Annotated in this window: 14 protein-coding genes; all 14 read right to left on the bottom strand. The window is 36.1% G+C overall.

Annotated features, from left to right (window positions below; all coding sequences use genetic code 11):
* Positions 1 to 9: 9 nt before the first annotated feature.
* Positions 10 to 1080: a glycosyltransferase gene (locus R2Q78_RS11055; protein ID WP_316791790.1), complete on the bottom strand. Its 1071-nt coding sequence runs from the start codon at positions 1078 to 1080 to the stop codon at positions 10 to 12.
* A gap of 4 nt (positions 1081 to 1084) precedes the next feature.
* Positions 1085 to 2143, bottom strand: coding sequence for a hypothetical protein (locus R2Q78_RS11050; protein WP_316791788.1), 1059 nt, complete (start codon positions 2141 to 2143; stop codon positions 1085 to 1087).
* Positions 2118 to 2684 carry a hypothetical protein gene (locus R2Q78_RS11045; RefSeq protein WP_316791786.1) on the bottom strand — a complete coding sequence of 189 codons (567 nt, stop codon included), beginning with the start codon at positions 2682 to 2684 and terminating at the stop codon, positions 2118 to 2120. Before R2Q78_RS11045 ends, R2Q78_RS11050 begins: the two co-directional genes overlap by 26 nt.
* Positions 2668 to 3873, bottom strand: coding sequence for a histidinol-phosphate transaminase (locus R2Q78_RS11040; protein WP_316791783.1), 1206 nt, complete (start codon positions 3871 to 3873; stop codon positions 2668 to 2670). The genes R2Q78_RS11045 and R2Q78_RS11040 overlap by 17 nt, the downstream gene beginning before the upstream one ends.
* A complete protein-coding gene (locus tag R2Q78_RS11035; protein ID WP_316791781.1) occupies positions 3857 to 5044 on the bottom strand; it encodes a glycosyltransferase family 4 protein in 1188 nt (395 codons plus the stop codon). The genes R2Q78_RS11040 and R2Q78_RS11035 overlap by 17 nt, the downstream gene beginning before the upstream one ends.
* Complete coding sequence (locus R2Q78_RS11030; RefSeq protein ID WP_316791778.1) at positions 5037 to 6257, bottom strand: O-antigen ligase family protein; 1221 nt, start codon at positions 6255 to 6257, stop codon at positions 5037 to 5039. Before R2Q78_RS11030 ends, R2Q78_RS11035 begins: the two co-directional genes overlap by 8 nt.
* Positions 6258 to 6278: 21 nt before the next feature.
* The gene (locus R2Q78_RS11025) at positions 6279 to 7361 is read right to left on the bottom strand and encodes a glycosyltransferase family 1 protein (RefSeq protein WP_316791775.1); all 1083 of its coding nucleotides are present in this window, start codon (positions 7359 to 7361) and stop codon (positions 6279 to 6281) included.
* Positions 7361 to 7957: a sugar transferase gene (locus tag R2Q78_RS11020; protein WP_316791773.1), complete on the bottom strand. Its 597-nt coding sequence runs from the start codon at positions 7955 to 7957 to the stop codon at positions 7361 to 7363. The genes R2Q78_RS11025 and R2Q78_RS11020 overlap by 1 nt, the downstream gene beginning before the upstream one ends.
* A 12-nt stretch (positions 7958 to 7969) precedes the next feature.
* Positions 7970 to 9211: a DegT/DnrJ/EryC1/StrS family aminotransferase gene (locus R2Q78_RS11015; RefSeq protein WP_316791770.1), complete on the bottom strand. Its 1242-nt coding sequence runs from the start codon at positions 9209 to 9211 to the stop codon at positions 7970 to 7972.
* An 11-nt stretch (positions 9212 to 9222) separates the two neighbouring features.
* Positions 9223 to 10323: a glycosyltransferase gene (locus R2Q78_RS11010; protein WP_316791767.1), complete on the bottom strand. Its 1101-nt coding sequence runs from the start codon at positions 10321 to 10323 to the stop codon at positions 9223 to 9225.
* 7 nt (positions 10324 to 10330) lie between these two features.
* Positions 10331 to 11197 (bottom strand): glycosyltransferase family 2 protein, encoded by an 867-nt coding sequence (locus tag R2Q78_RS11005; protein ID WP_316791765.1) that lies wholly within the window; start codon positions 11195 to 11197, stop codon positions 10331 to 10333.
* An 11-nt stretch (positions 11198 to 11208) separates the two neighbouring features.
* Positions 11209 to 12357, bottom strand: coding sequence for a DegT/DnrJ/EryC1/StrS family aminotransferase (locus R2Q78_RS11000; RefSeq protein WP_316791764.1), 1149 nt, complete (start codon positions 12355 to 12357; stop codon positions 11209 to 11211).
* Positions 12354 to 13796, bottom strand: a complete 1443-nt coding sequence (locus R2Q78_RS10995) for a lipopolysaccharide biosynthesis protein (RefSeq protein ID WP_316791761.1) — start codon at positions 13794 to 13796, stop codon at positions 12354 to 12356. The genes R2Q78_RS11000 and R2Q78_RS10995 overlap by 4 nt, the downstream gene beginning before the upstream one ends.
* Positions 13797 to 13968: 172 nt before the next feature.
* Entirely contained in the window at positions 13969 to 14496 is a 528-nt protein-coding gene (locus tag R2Q78_RS10990; RefSeq protein WP_316791759.1) for a UpxY family transcription antiterminator, read from the bottom strand.
* Positions 14497 to 14543: the final 47 nt, after the last annotated feature.

Raw genomic sequence — 14543 nt, 5'->3', positions numbered from 1 at the left:
TTCTGATTTTTAACTGGTAAGCTGCTCAATCAATTGCATCCATTCATTCATCACCTTCTCTTCTCCAAAACTCTTTTCTATATGCATTTTACCACTCGAGCCCAATTCATCTCTCTCAACATTCTGCATATCCATTATCTTTAACATGTTTGCCGCCATTGAGTACTCATTCTGTGGCTCACATAGAAAGCCGCAGCCAGCTTGTTGTACCAATTCTCGGTTACCATCAATATCGGTCACTACTACCGGCCTTCCATAAGCCATTGCCTCAAGAATTGCATTAGGCATTCCTTCAGAAAAAGAGGAAAGAACAAATGCATCTGATCGCTCCAAATAATAAGAAGCATTCGGCTTAAAGCCCAGAATACGAACATGTTCATGGATCCCCATTTCTTTTATAACTTCATAAGGCCATGTTTCATTATTTAATTCACCTATGATGTCTAATCTGAACTTTCTTTCTTTAATCAGAGCGACAGCTTTAAAAAGAGTCAGATAATCTTTATTCCATCTAAAATGCGCAGCACATAGCCATGTAAACGAACTCTCTTTTTCTCTTATTTCAGTCGAACTCATAGGAATAGAAATACCATTATTAATCACCAACCCATTTTTTAATCCAAAATTCTTAAACTCAAAATTATTTTTGGAGGCTACAGAATTATAAACCACTGCATCATCAAGTCCCGAGGTAGCTTTGAAAAGCAAATACCATTTTTTAGGAATTACAGATATTCTTATCGTAGAAATAAGTCGAAACTTAACCCCCAATTTAAGAAGACGGGCGAATATGATGGCTATAAACATAAAAGCGACAACAACATCTGGCCGAAATATATTAACAGCATCCCACAACATTCTCAAGTTTGAGAATGGATTCCTACTCCATTTTCTCAGAAAAACAAGACTCACACCTGATTCCTCAAGCACGCCATTAAATTCATCAATGGGCTTAAGAGAAATAATCAATACTTTATGGCCGTTATCCCTTAAGAAAAGCGCAACTTTAAGAAGCTGAGTTTCCGCACCACCTTTACTCATAGATGGCGTCATCAAAATCACTCGTTTACCGGATTTCATAGTTTTACACTGTTATCAAGTCTTGCAGATATGCTTTAACCTGTTTTTGTTTGATCTTAAAAACAACATCCACATATTTCGCATCCCAGGAGTTGAACAAACTAAAATGTTGTTTATAAAATGCATACGCCTTCTTTTTGATGTTCATCTTTGGATTTGGCTGATAAAAAGGACTTACTTCCAAGTAAATCGGCTCTGTATTCAGGTCATCATTCTGCCAGGTAATATCAAAAGCACCTGTCGTTAATTTCAAAGACCTAAATGTTTGAATAATGTGCTGTCTCCATTGTTCAGGGAAGAAATCAAAATCAACTTTACTTCCGTAGCTTGTCGAGGTAGGTTTCCACTCTTCCGACTGGTTTATCCGCCAATAATGGAGTACAATATCATCTTTAACCAAAATTACCCTTAAGTCCTTTCGCATGTTGATCAACTCCTGTACAATGATATTTTTATTTTCTCTCACGAATTTCTTATTAGAAATCAGATCAGCAAGATCAGACCAGGAAGAAATTTTATACAGGCCTTCTGAAGAACACGAGTGCTCCGCTTTAATTAAAAAAGGAAAGCTAATTCTTGTATTCAAAAGCGCTTCAAAATCATTAAAAATCGTTGTTTTCGGTTCGTTTACTTTTACATCATTAAAAACACCATGCATATATGATTTATTCTCCCAGAAAATCGTCTCACTGTGTTTTGGAAAAACTGAATTACCCTGAAATTCTAGTTGTTTTGTCACATGCTGCAGAATATCTGTATAGTCATCAAACCCATAAACATTATAGTAATTGCTTATTGAAAAGAAAATCTTCTTATCGTGATATTTCCCAATCGATTTCCCATATACTACTTTAAATTTTTTACCCTCTTCCAACAGGCCAGCTAAAGTGGCCATATCCCATATAAAGGCGTCCGATCCAAAATACTTTAATGATCCACCTGGAATCCAAAGTATTATAGTAGCATTTGAATCATAATTACCCCATAATTTAAGCCACTTCACCGTCACAACAATTCTAAAAACACGCGCTAATCTTTTAAGTACTTTTGTTATTTCCTTCATAAGTTGAGTTAATTAATTCTATTTCATCAATTCCCAAATACTCTATTGGTAATTCCTTGACATCCAAAATAAGCTCTCCATATAACTTGACAGACCCATACTCATGGCTGTGACTTAAATCGTCTATGTAAACCACATTGATACCTCGATAAAGTAATTCACTGATGTACTCTAATTTATCATCAGGATTTGCCACAAGAATCACTTGATCTCCTGGCAGACCGTTACTTTTTAACCAGTCACGTGTAGTACGAAAATTAAAATAGCTTCTGGCCGAAATAAAAATTATCTTTTCATCATTTCTGATTTTTTCAATGATAAATTTTCGCATACCCAGAAATATAGAAAGTGAGCGATACCTATGGTTTTCGCCACGGTAGACATAATCTTTCAATGAGGGCCAGGTATGAGCAAGGGTATTATCAATATCAACCAGATAAATCCTGGAGCATTTTGACACACCTTTGATCAGCTTTCTAAACTTCCTTTTAAAATAGAGGCCGAATACTGAGAATAAAATGATTTTAGCCCGTTGTTTCATTGACCAGATCCAAAACTACATTCATTTCAATACAAGCCTTTACACTTTGAATGATATAATCATTCTCCACTTTTGATCGGGATGCCAGCCGGATGAATTGCCCTTTTAACCCTATTTTGTCATCACAGGTTCTGATGTAAATGCCGTAGGTAATTAATAATTTAGATACAAAATCAGTAGACTTAATTCCATCCATCAATTCTATTAACACAAAATTAGCCATACTTGGATATACCTTTATTCCCGGCAACTGTTTTAGTTCCTGAATGAATTCAAGTGTTTCAACAATATATTTAATTCTTACTTTATCATACTTTACAGCAAAATCCTTCTGAGTATATAGTCTGAAAAAATACTCTGCAAAGCCGTTCGAGTTCCACAAGTACCCACTGTCTAACAGAGATTTCACATAAGACTCTTTCATAATACCATAACCCGCCCTTATTCCTGCAATTCCAAAGTCTTTAGACATACTTTTAAGGACAATCAGATTTGGATATTTTTCTACCAAATGAGCCAAAGAAACCAATTGATAGTTTTCCGTTTCATAAGCAAAATGAATAAAACTCTCATCAATGATCACATTATCTACAAAAGAAAGCTCATCCAGTATTCGTTGCACATCTTTGATCCTAGTATAGGCGCCATTCGGATTATTTGGGTTAATTAATACAATCGTATCGGGACGGTGAAATTTAACCAGTTCTATATAACTGTCTACATCAAGACCATAATCGTTATCCTTAGAGAGTTCATTGTAAACTATCTCAACCCCCGCTTTTACGTATTCATAGTAAGAAGAAAAAGTAGGAATATTGATCATAATTTTTCGACGGGTAAAATTATGTATTACGGCCTGAATGATTTCAATGGCACCATTTCCTATAAAAATATTTTTTGCATTGATCTGGAGAAATTCAGCAAGAATCTCAGCTATTACACCATTTTGAGATGGGTAGCATTCCAAAAGATCCCTGATTTTACCGCTCTTCAAAATCTCGTCATCAAAATACTCCAGAAACAGATCAGTAGCATACGGATTAGAAAGAAAACAGGCATCTACTTTAATCTCCACCTCAGGCAGTTTCTGTCTGAATGTGATAATACTTGGAGAGTGTGAACCCGCCTCATTTTTCAAAATTTCCAGCCTTTTTACAATCTGTAGTTCGTCTTTAGTAAACTTTATCATTTCTTTTAAATTTTGACGGGTACAACAATAACATAGCAGCATCTTCTTTACTTTCTGCATGCTTAAACATGCTTATATAAGTTTTCAAATGTCTCTTTGCTGAAATCTCTATATGGTATTTATTTTGAAAATCAGCGATGGCATTTTGTCTTATTATTTTTCTATCCGGACTATAAACGGCTCTTTTAATCGCGTCACAATAACTTCCCACACCAAGATTTTCACTTAAAAACCCTGTCACCCCATCTTCAATCATTAGTGTTAGAGCTCCAATAGGTGTACATATAGGAATGCATCCCAAAGACAAACTTTCGATAATGGTAATTGGCATACCTTCAAAAATACTTGGCAAACAAAACCCATCTGCTATACTGAGGTAATCTGCGACATTACTCCTGCCGCCGAGAAACTCGATAAGGTCATCTCCATCCGCCTGAACTTTTAAATGCCCGAATAATTTTTCATCATGTACTTCACCAATGATCAGTAGTCTGCATTTTTTATCTTCTTTGGCGTTAAATGCTTGTACAGCACGGATCAACATCAGTTGGTTCTTCTCTGCTGAGATCCGTCCAACATGAACCAATAGAAACTCGTTATCTGTAGACTTGTACTGATGAAAGATATCCTGATAAGCCTCTGTTATTTTCAAAGGAGGTCTTCCGTTTTCGATCAGCACATCATTACTGAGGTTATAATATTCTTTGTAAGTCCTGCTTGCATTCGTAGATATCGTCACAGGAATTACCCTGTTCATCCAATAATATAATCTCCTGAAGTTTTTTAGAAAATAACCAGTACATTCCACCTCCGCGACATTATGAATCGTGTGGTAAAAAACAGTTTGATTATTAAAGAGCCGATATAACGTTAAGTACTCCGAACTGTTTAAATGACTGTGCACGACATTCGGGCGATACATCTTCAACCAATTGGTGAGCTTTATAAGAACTGCCAAACTAAAACCCTTTTTCTTATTAAAAGACAAATAGTTAACATTTGGAGCAATATCCTTCACAAAAGAATTCTTATCCTGATTCTCACATAAAGAAACAATACACAATTCATAGCATTCATTTTTCGCTATTTCATTGCAAAGATCTATTACAAAACGTTCTGCACCACCTAACCCCAGGTTACCAATAATGTGCACAATTTTTAGTTTAAGCATATGCATGAGATTGTTCAGGTACCATCAAGTCTGCAGCCTGATATTTTTGCTGCCAATACAGATGAAGTATCCCGAAATACAAAAAAATAGTTGGACCATCAGCTCCGATCAACCAGGGATTATGTGACAAAGCATTAATTGACACTCCTATAAATGAAAAACACAAACAAACCAACATTGCATTTTCCTTCATTCTTATGAACTCCATAACATGGATACAGATAGCGCTTACTTTATAATAAATCCCAACTAGTAACCCTAGTCCTAAAAAAGGGCCGAGATAAGTAAAAAACATTAGATAGGCATTATGAGAAGTTATTCCTGAAGAGAACACATAGTCTCTGTAAATGACGTCACCCCAGTTTTTGCCATAAAAAATCAATCCGAAAGGATAGTCAATATAAATCCTTAAGTTTTCTTCTACCAGCCCCCCCCTGTTATATGCAGCGTCATTATGGACATTCTTTGTAATAATGTTCTCTACATTATCCAGATTATCTTTAAGAACATAATTATAAACTCCTGCACAAACGAGTACCATCAGGGTAAGGGAGATGACTGCCCTACCTCTGTAATAAAGCAGCATAAACAGAACTACGCAAAAAATAAAGGCCACAAATGCAGAACGTTGCATACATAAGAACAAGAATCCAAGACACACAGCAAGTACAAGTCCTTTTACCAGCAAAGATTTATTAAATACACAGGTATAAATAAATGCAAATGGGGTCAATGCCGCTACCTGATAACCAAAATTAAACTGATAAATAGCAATACCTGAGGGACTTTGCATTACTCTTTCTCCCATGAGCATTGCCCTCCATTTACTGATCTCATAAAAATGATCAAATACCAGAACAATACATGATACGGTTAGTAAACCAAAAAATACCGCTACAACATAATTAAAACGCTCCTTGCTTATTCCTACAAAATGATTAAAGAACAATGCGCAAACTATTATACAAATGATATTAGCAGCAAAACCGTTAAGAACTGATAAGCCAACTACGTAATAAAGGAAACCAGCTGATGCAAGCAGCAATAAGATTTTCCAATAGATGAACTCTGTATTATCTTTCTCTTTAAAAAAAAATACCAAAGGGACACAAAAAATCAATGGAGCAGGAATTCTAAACAAATCTGTCATAAAAATTCCAAAAGCCAGGACATACAGGTACAATACCAGAAAAATGGCGGCAATTATTTTCATTTCTAAATCAATTAGTGATTTTTAACCAGTTACATTTTGCTTTAAAACATCGATAAACCCTTGAGCGTCATTCATAGCATGTCTGTAGGTATCCTGACCATTCTGAGCGATATACCTTACTTCTTTATAATTGACGATCAACTGCTCCAATAACTCTTTTGTCCCAATCATGTTCCAGGCCACAGGAATGTAGGTTTTGTCAGGTATATAGACGTCAGGAAAAGTCAACATATGGCTCATTAAAGGTTTTACCAATAGAGAACCGGAAATAAATGTTTCAAAATCACGGTAACAAATCTCTCCCCATCCAAAAGGACTAACACTCAATTTTGAGTTTCGAAGTTCTTTCCAATACCTGGCTTTACTTACGTTACAGCCCTTGGCAATATTAAAATTCAAATGATCAAAAAGTCCAATAATATGATTTCTTTGATAAGAGATCCTGTTCATCGTATGATTATCCTGATGAATTGTCCCTCTAAAAGTCAAATCATATTTTCTTTGTTTATCTGATGATGAAAAACGAAGCGGATAAATATTGTAATTTAAAAAATTACTCAATCTGCTCATTTTATAGCCAAAATACCTGTAGTCATTCAATCCAAGATTCCAACCAAGCTTTATTTTATTAACCTGTTCTTCGGGACAGCGAACAAATGCTGTTTTTGAATTTTTAGGGTCATTAGAATTCAACCATATTCTCAAGTCCTTTATGCCGTTCTCTGCGCTATAATATTCACTATTCTTAAGTATCTGCTTTTTGAGGAATACATCTACAAAAGGAATAATAGAAAAATCGCCCGATCCTGTAGAATCTGCTGCATCAAACCAGATCAACTTGCCCGAGCACTGTTTCATTTCCAAAAGAAAAGCTAAGAGCTCATGTTCGTTCTGTTCAGATCTGGTATTTAAATTTTGCCAACCAGAAAAGTACCTGGAATGGATCAGCAGACAGTCTGCATCTTTCAATGCTTTATCCTGGTGATCATAGTAAAATTGTACTTTAATATCATTAGCTCTTAATTGGCTGGCCCATCTGTAAAACGGATGTGTTTCACCATAGTATCTCTTTTCGGGCCAATCAAGTATCTTTAATATTTTCATCACCTGATAAGGATGCTTTTTAAAGTATAAGAGATAATTTTCAGATCAATCCAAATACTGTGATGATCAATATATTTTAAATTCTGATCAATCTTTAATGGAATGATTGTGTTGATGTAAAAGCTTTCAGGGTCCTCAGCATTAGCAAGCAAGCGATTCTCATCTATAAACTCAATAGATGCCCAATCTGTTATTCCTGGTTTTACAGTAAGTACCCTTTTTTGAAAGCTGTTATATAATTCTACATATTTACATACTTCCGGCCTCGGACCTACAAAACTCATATCGCCGTTCAAGACATTGATCAACTGTGGCAACTCATCAATTTTATACTTCCTTAGCCAGTAGCCTATCTTCGTTATTCTCATGTCATGATCACCAACAGTAAGTAATCCGTTTTGATCAGCATTAGCACACATCGTCCTAAATTTCACCAACTTAAAAGTTTTCTGATTCAAACCAACACGTACCTGTTTATAGAAAACACCGCCTTTAGAACCTATTTTTATCAAAAAAGCTACAGCAATGAAAACAGGGAATAATAACAACATTCCTGTTAAAGCAAAAAACACATCGAATAATCTTTTCACTAACATACCGGTAAATGGCTAAGATGAAACTTTAACTAATTCTTTTATTCCGACTACCAATCTCACACTGGCAATAACAGATTCAATAATGAAATCAATCTCCAGATTTGACAATTGAGGATATATAGGCAATGAAATCTCACAGGCATATTGTTTATAGCTATTTGGATAATTGTCTATATCATAGCCAATACTCTTAAAATAAGTCAGCATTGGCATAGGTATAAAGTGTACGTTCACTACTACTCCCCTATTTACCATTTCTTCTATGATCTGATCTCTTTGAGCTTCTGTTATACCTTTTATCCGTAAAGGGAACAGGTGATATGAAGATTCTCTATGATCGTCTTTCATAACCGGTTTTATAAACCAATTATAGCTATCAAACGAGTTGCAATACTTCAAATACACAATCTTTCTTAAAGGAAGCAATGTGTTTTTATATTTCCTCAACTGGGCCAGTCCAATTGCAGCACAGATGTCAGGCATATTCATTTTAAACCCTTTAAATAAAATATCATACTTCCAGTTTGCTCCCTTAGACTTGGCAAAGGCATCTCTGTTCTGCCCATTCATAGAGAAAAGTTTCAGGAACTTATATTCTTCCTGATTGTCAAAACAAGAAGGAAGATTAAGACAAATACAGCCACCTTCAGCAGTAGTAATATTTTTTACAGCATGAAATGAGAATATAGTTACGTCACTTTTCCTTGCGGCAGGTACATCGTCATAATAGGAACCTATAGAATGTGCCGCATCAGCAATCAGCAAAATTCTTCCCAGCAATTCTTGTCTTCCGGAACCTGGCACAAACTGAGCTTTAACATCAGGGTCATTTACCAATGCGTTCAACTCATTGTACATACACGGTAATCCTGCAATATCCACCGCAATGATTGCTTTGGTCTTCTTAGTAATCTTACTTTTCACCTTTTCAGGATCAATAGTACAATCGTCCAGGATATCTACCATTACAGGATTTGCCCCACAATGCAAAACACACAATGCTGTCGCGCAATAAGAGTATGCCGGTACAATTACCTCGTCACCTTCTCCTATGCCATACCACTTTAGCATCATAATGGCTCCTGAGGTCCAGGAATTAACACACACAGCAGCTTCCGAACCTGTTAAAGTTAATATTTCAGATTCCAGGGCTTTAACTTTAGGTCCAGAAGTGATCCAATTCGTTTGAAGCGTGTCTACCACTTCATCTATAACTGCCTGATCAATAAACGGAGGTGAGAAAGGAATATTCATAGTCTTAAATTTTATTTTGCGAGTATTAGTTCTTCCCACATGTCGGAAATGACATCCAGAGAATTTGTTTTATTTATTGCCTTGGCATTGTTGCCCAGGCGATGTTTAAGCCCAACATTAAACAGGATATTAAAAATGGACTTGGTGAGCATACTTATATTTCCGTTTTCAACCAAAACACCATTTATGCCATGCTCGATAATTTCAGATGGGCCAAATTCGCAGTCCATGGCAACACACGCACACCCGGCGCTCATTGCTTCAATTAGTGCATTTGGATAGCCCTCATTTCTTGATGGCAGAACAAATAATTCTGCCTGATTATAATAATGCTGCAGATCATCCTTTGCCCCAGCGAGTATAACTCTGTCGTCCAGCCTCAACTTATGGATCAGGTTTTCTAAATTTTGCTTTTCTATTCCCTGGCCAACGATCAGCAGGTCGATATTCTTTATTCTAACTTTACTAAAAGCCTCAATTAATCTGTCAAATCCCTTTTCGTAAGAAAGTCTGCCTACCGCAAGAACAAATTTCCTGTGATGTACAATCTTGTGCGAAGAGGATTTAAATACATATACCGGGTTCTTAATGATGTTGTAATTATTCAAATGACTAAAAGCTTCATTTCTTTTCAGACAATCCTCAATCCCTTTCGCAGGTATTACTATAGCTTTCGATTTTCTATAGATCAAGTATGACAACCACTTTAGAAAGTAATTAAACCTATTGATTGTATGATTTGGAGTGGTCCGTTCAGAAACGATATATGGTATTTTAAGTAAGTTACAAGTGATACCCGTCCACAAATTAGCACTTGTCATAAATGAAATTACACAATGGGGTTTTTCCTTCATCAATATCTTCACCATCCTCAAACACGTAATTACCCCATATTTAATCCGACGGAACAAATGTTCATTACGTTTTCTGTTAAGCAGGGAAACCACTCGAATATTTTCAGATAGCGGATATCCATGTGCGGCATCATTCATGCAGATAATAACTACATCGTATGCTCGTTCGCTAAAGCTATTGCTAAGCGTAGACAGAACCCTTTCTGCTCCTCCTTTTTGGAGCGTATAGATTACAAATACCAGTTTCAATCCAGGCATAATTCATTTATAATAAATTCATAATTGTTGTGAGGGCCCCGTTTAACCTAAGATTCCTTATATCAAAAAGGAAGTATTGACGGAGATAAAATTTGAGTAGCTCTCTTTTTAAACTGGCGGAATAGTTGAAATTTTCTACCATCAGATTAAAATCACTTACCATTCTTTTTTTTCTTACCCTGGAATCAATCATGCTCCATACGCCCCCGGTATGTAACCGGTAACAAGCCATTACCTGGGGAAGAACATACATCTTTTTGCCGGTACTTGCCATTGCATATAGTTTCAGCAATGTATCGGAACCATGGGTTTTAAAATACCAACCTTGTTTGCCTATTTCTTTTACTTCGTCCAGATTACGCATCATAAGTGAGCAGATCCGCGTTTCTTCTCTTTTTCCAAGTAAAACATCGCCATAATTAAATTCTAGCGCTTCCGGTTTTTCCTTCAGGTAAATTGTCTCATCCCTATCGTTGATCACCTCTGTATGATGACAGCAAATCACATAGTCAGGATGGCTCTCCAGAAAATCAACCTGCTTCTGCAGTTTCAGGGGATCGGTCCAAAAATCATCACCGTCACACATGGCAATGTATTTTCCTTTTGCTGCCTCAAAAACAGAAAGTTGATTTTTTATTGCACCAACATTCCGTGAATGACTAACGACCTTAATCGCATCAATATATTTTGATGCATACTTTTGAATGATCGCTCTTGTTTCATCCGTTGAATGATCTTCTCCAATTATAATTTCATACCTAAAATCTGTGTCCTGCATTAAAAAGCCTTCCAATGCCTGGGCAATATATTTTTGATGATTATAGGTAATACAGCATACGCTCACCAGGATTTCATCTTGTTGTACTTTACTCATATTTATTAAGATTAATAAGCGGTGTCCAACTGTCCGTTCTTTGTCACTGTCAAACTGGATGGGATTATTTCATTTTGCATGTCATAGTTCTGAACCCTCAACATGATTCTTGTGATCAGATCAAGATCACTGCTTGTTAAGGTATGATACAATGGAAGACAAAGAATTCTTTTAGCAACTGATTCACACACAGGCATAAATGCAGGATTTAAAAATGGCAAAGCAGAAAGTGCAGGATAGAAATATCGCCGGCAATAGATTTTTTCATTTTCTAGAGCTTTCATGCATTTGAGCATGAGCTGCTCATCATCAAACAATACTGGAAAATAGGCATAGTTATAATCCAGATCTGCATTAAGCTTAGGATAAGTTGCTTTCAACGTACTTAAGGCTCTCCAGTAATAAAATGAAAGCAATCTTCTTTTATCCAATATTTCATCTACCTGTTTCAGATTACACAATCCCATAGCAGCATGAAATTCACAGTTTTTCCCATTGATCCCCAGTTCAGAAAACTCATCCGGTCCATTGTGACCAAAATTCCTCATAGACGCCATTTTCTTTAAAAGTTCAGGACATTGAGTAAATACGGCACCACCTTCTATGGTATGAAAGAGTTTTGTCGCGTGAAAACTTGTAGTACTGATATCACCATATTCAAATATTGATTTGTTTTTATATTTAGTACCGAAACAATGTGCTGCATCATAAATAACCTTTAAAGAGTACCTGTCAGCTATCCTTTGTATGGCATCAATGTCGCAAGGATTTCCATAAACATGAGTAGCTAATATTGCTGACGTTTGAGGAGTAATTGCTTCCTCTATCTTTTTAGGATCTATATTAAAAGTCTCCCCATCAATATCTACAAAAACAGGTTTACAACCTTCCCAAACTAAACTGTTTGAGGTAGCGACAAAAGAAAATGGTGTAGTAATTACCTCTCCCTTTAGTTCAAGTGCATTGATAGCAAGTTGAAGTGCCATTGTTCCATTCGAAACGTAGAGCAAGTGCTTAATCCCCAGATAATTCTTAAGTTTCAATTCGAGTTCATTAACCAATGGTCCATTATTAGTAAGCCACTGGCGTTCCCATATGCTATTTACATAAGATTCAAAGTCCTGAATCTTTGGAAGAAAAGGTTTGGTTACAGGTATCATCTTTTTAGAATTAGTTGTTTGAAATCATTAATTGCTGTAAGTCTCAACACTGTACTGCTTCCCATATAAATCAGGAAGAAAAACAATGCATTTATAATTATTCGGGTAATATCCAGCAGTTGAAAAGGCCGTAAACACAAAGTATCTACGAGATAACATAATATTCCGGCAAACGCTGAGGTCGCTATAATTGGAGTAATGTCTTGCAATTGTTCTCTAATAGAATAGTTAATTAACTTGCCGCTATAAATTGAATTAATGTAATAGCCCAAAAAATTAAACATCAACTGAAAATAAAGTAATCCGTATATTCCAAATGGAATTACACATACAATCCCCCCCACACATATTGCCTTTTTAATAAACTCGAGTTTAAGAATCAAGTCGCTTCTCCCCTTAACTTTAAGGATATTAAGATTATAGGCATGTAGTGGATACATAATTCCAGCAAAACACAAAATCTGAAAATAAGGTGCTGCAGGCAGCCATTTATCTGTTAACAAAAACCGAAATAGTGGCTCTGCTATTACCGCCAGCAATATCAGCACTGGTGCATTCCAGAAAAGTACCTGCTGCATCAGCTTTTTATAAACCATTTTCAACTTTACGTCATCATCTACTATTGAAGCGAACATGGGATAAGTAACCTTATTGATCACGGCTGCAATATTGCCTACAGGCAATTGACTTACCGATTCTGCACGAGAATAAAAACCCAGCTGTGCCGCAGAATAGCTTTTACCAATAATCAAAACATAGATATTCTTATAAAGAATTTCAAGTAGACCTGTTAATGTCATTTTGTAACCAAAATGAAAATGTCTTTTAAAGCACTTACGACTAAAAATCAAATCGGGCAACCATCCTGAATATATCCAATGCATTACTGTAGAAAGGAAGGACTGAAATAAGCCCATCCAAACTAAACTCCAAACTCCATAACCCCGCAGCGCTAAAAAAACACCCAGTAATCCGCCAATAAACACAGAAGGTATCTGGATCTTCATCTGAATTTTAAAATTCATCTCCTTTGTTAATCTGGCGTTCTGTACACCGAAGAATGCATTGAGAATAAAGTCAAGGGCATAAACTCTAAGTATCAGAATCAGCACTTCCTGATGATAAAAAAGTGCCACATAAGGGGCCAAAAAGTAGACAATTCCATAAATCACTATACTTCCACCCAAATTGAAAAAGAATACTGTGGAATAATCCTCCTGGGTCAATTCCGAAGACCTGATCAATGAAGATGCAAGCCCGCTCTCCAATAAAGAATTACCAATAGCAATAAACAAGCTCAGCATGGCAATCAATCCAAATTCTGAAGGCAATAATATCCTGGCCAGTATAATCGTAATCCCGAAGCTGATGAACTGGACACTAAACTGTTGAACAAAAGTCCAGACCAGTCCGGACATTGTCTTTTTTCGTAAACTCATAATTGAAGGCTAAAGCCGCAGAACGCTCAGAGGCGCATATTTACTACCATATCCGGAAGCATCGATTTAACGCTATATACCACAGTTTCAGAATGTCAATTTCACGATTATATCGAAACCGGCCTTAAGCCTGTTTATCCTTTCTTCAACCTTTCTTGCATCTATAACAAGCTTAGTTTATTAATTCCAATACAGACACAGATACCTTAGTTACCAAGGCACAATTTAGATTGTCGATAACTACCAGCACATTTTTACCATGTAACTTAATGATCTGTCCTTCTTTATCTGTCATAATACCTTCTTTTATCTTTACACGGTCTCCTACTTCCATATCACGCATATCTTCCACCTCAGCCTCCGGATAAAACTCCAGGTAATGTTTAATATCTTCAATTACAGACTCACGGATACGTGCCATCTTACCCATATAGTAAATAAAGTTTACCACTCCCATCGTCAATCTTACTTTCAATTCTTCTTTGGGATTGATGTATACAAACACATAAGAACTAAACAATGGCAACTCTACTTCTTTGATTCTATCAGCCCATTGGTTTTTCACTTTTCTTACCGGACAATAAGAAGTAATATCTTGCATTTGAAGTAACTGATCTACTTTCTTTTCCCATCTCGGACGGGTATAGATGACAAACCAGTTTCTTGTTGACGATGATTTGAAGGGTAATAAATTTTCCATATGAGCTATTATTTTAGAGTATTTAGATTACTTTGAACAGTCCGGAT

The sequence above is a fragment of the Pedobacter frigoris genome (assembly GCF_032678645.1).
GTDB classification, from domain to species: domain Bacteria; phylum Bacteroidota; class Bacteroidia; order Sphingobacteriales; family Sphingobacteriaceae; genus Pedobacter; species Pedobacter frigoris_A.
This window is presented reverse-complemented; position numbering and strand designations above follow the sequence as displayed.

Excerpts from the sequence above, each read along its gene's own strand:
- R2Q78_RS11005 (WP_316791765.1), bottom strand. The coding sequence starts at position 11,197 with ATGAGTAAAGTACAACAAGATGAAATCCTGGTGAGCGTATGCTGTATT.
- R2Q78_RS11010 (WP_316791767.1), bottom strand. The coding sequence starts at position 10,323 with ATGCCTGGATTGAAACTGGTATTTGTAATCTATACGCTCCAAAAAGGA.
- R2Q78_RS11045 (WP_316791786.1), bottom strand. The coding sequence starts at position 2,684 with ATGAAACAACGGGCTAAAATCATTTTATTCTCAGTATTCGGCCTCTAT.
- R2Q78_RS11030 (WP_316791778.1), bottom strand. The coding sequence starts at position 6,257 with ATGAAAATAATTGCCGCCATTTTTCTGGTATTGTACCTGTATGTCCTG.
- R2Q78_RS11040 (WP_316791783.1), bottom strand. The coding sequence starts at position 3,873 with ATGATAAAGTTTACTAAAGACGAACTACAGATTGTAAAAAGGCTGGAA.
- R2Q78_RS11035 (WP_316791781.1), bottom strand. The coding sequence starts at position 5,044 with ATGCTTAAACTAAAAATTGTGCACATTATTGGTAACCTGGGGTTAGGT.
- R2Q78_RS11050 (WP_316791788.1), bottom strand. The coding sequence starts at position 2,143 with ATGAAGGAAATAACAAAAGTACTTAAAAGATTAGCGCGTGTTTTTAGA.
- R2Q78_RS11025 (WP_316791775.1), bottom strand. The coding sequence starts at position 7,361 with ATGAAAATATTAAAGATACTTGATTGGCCCGAAAAGAGATACTATGGT.
- R2Q78_RS10990 (WP_316791759.1), bottom strand. The coding sequence starts at position 14,496 with ATGGAAAATTTATTACCCTTCAAATCATCGTCAACAAGAAACTGGTTT.
- R2Q78_RS11020 (WP_316791773.1), bottom strand. The coding sequence starts at position 7,957 with ATGTTAGTGAAAAGATTATTCGATGTGTTTTTTGCTTTAACAGGAATG.
- R2Q78_RS10995 (WP_316791761.1), bottom strand. The coding sequence starts at position 13,796 with ATGAGTTTACGAAAAAAGACAATGTCCGGACTGGTCTGGACTTTTGTT.
- R2Q78_RS11055 (WP_316791790.1), bottom strand. The coding sequence starts at position 1,080 with ATGAAATCCGGTAAACGAGTGATTTTGATGACGCCATCTATGAGTAAA.
- R2Q78_RS11000 (WP_316791764.1), bottom strand. The coding sequence starts at position 12,357 with ATGATACCTGTAACCAAACCTTTTCTTCCAAAGATTCAGGACTTTGAA.
- R2Q78_RS11015 (WP_316791770.1), bottom strand. The coding sequence starts at position 9,211 with ATGAATATTCCTTTCTCACCTCCGTTTATTGATCAGGCAGTTATAGAT.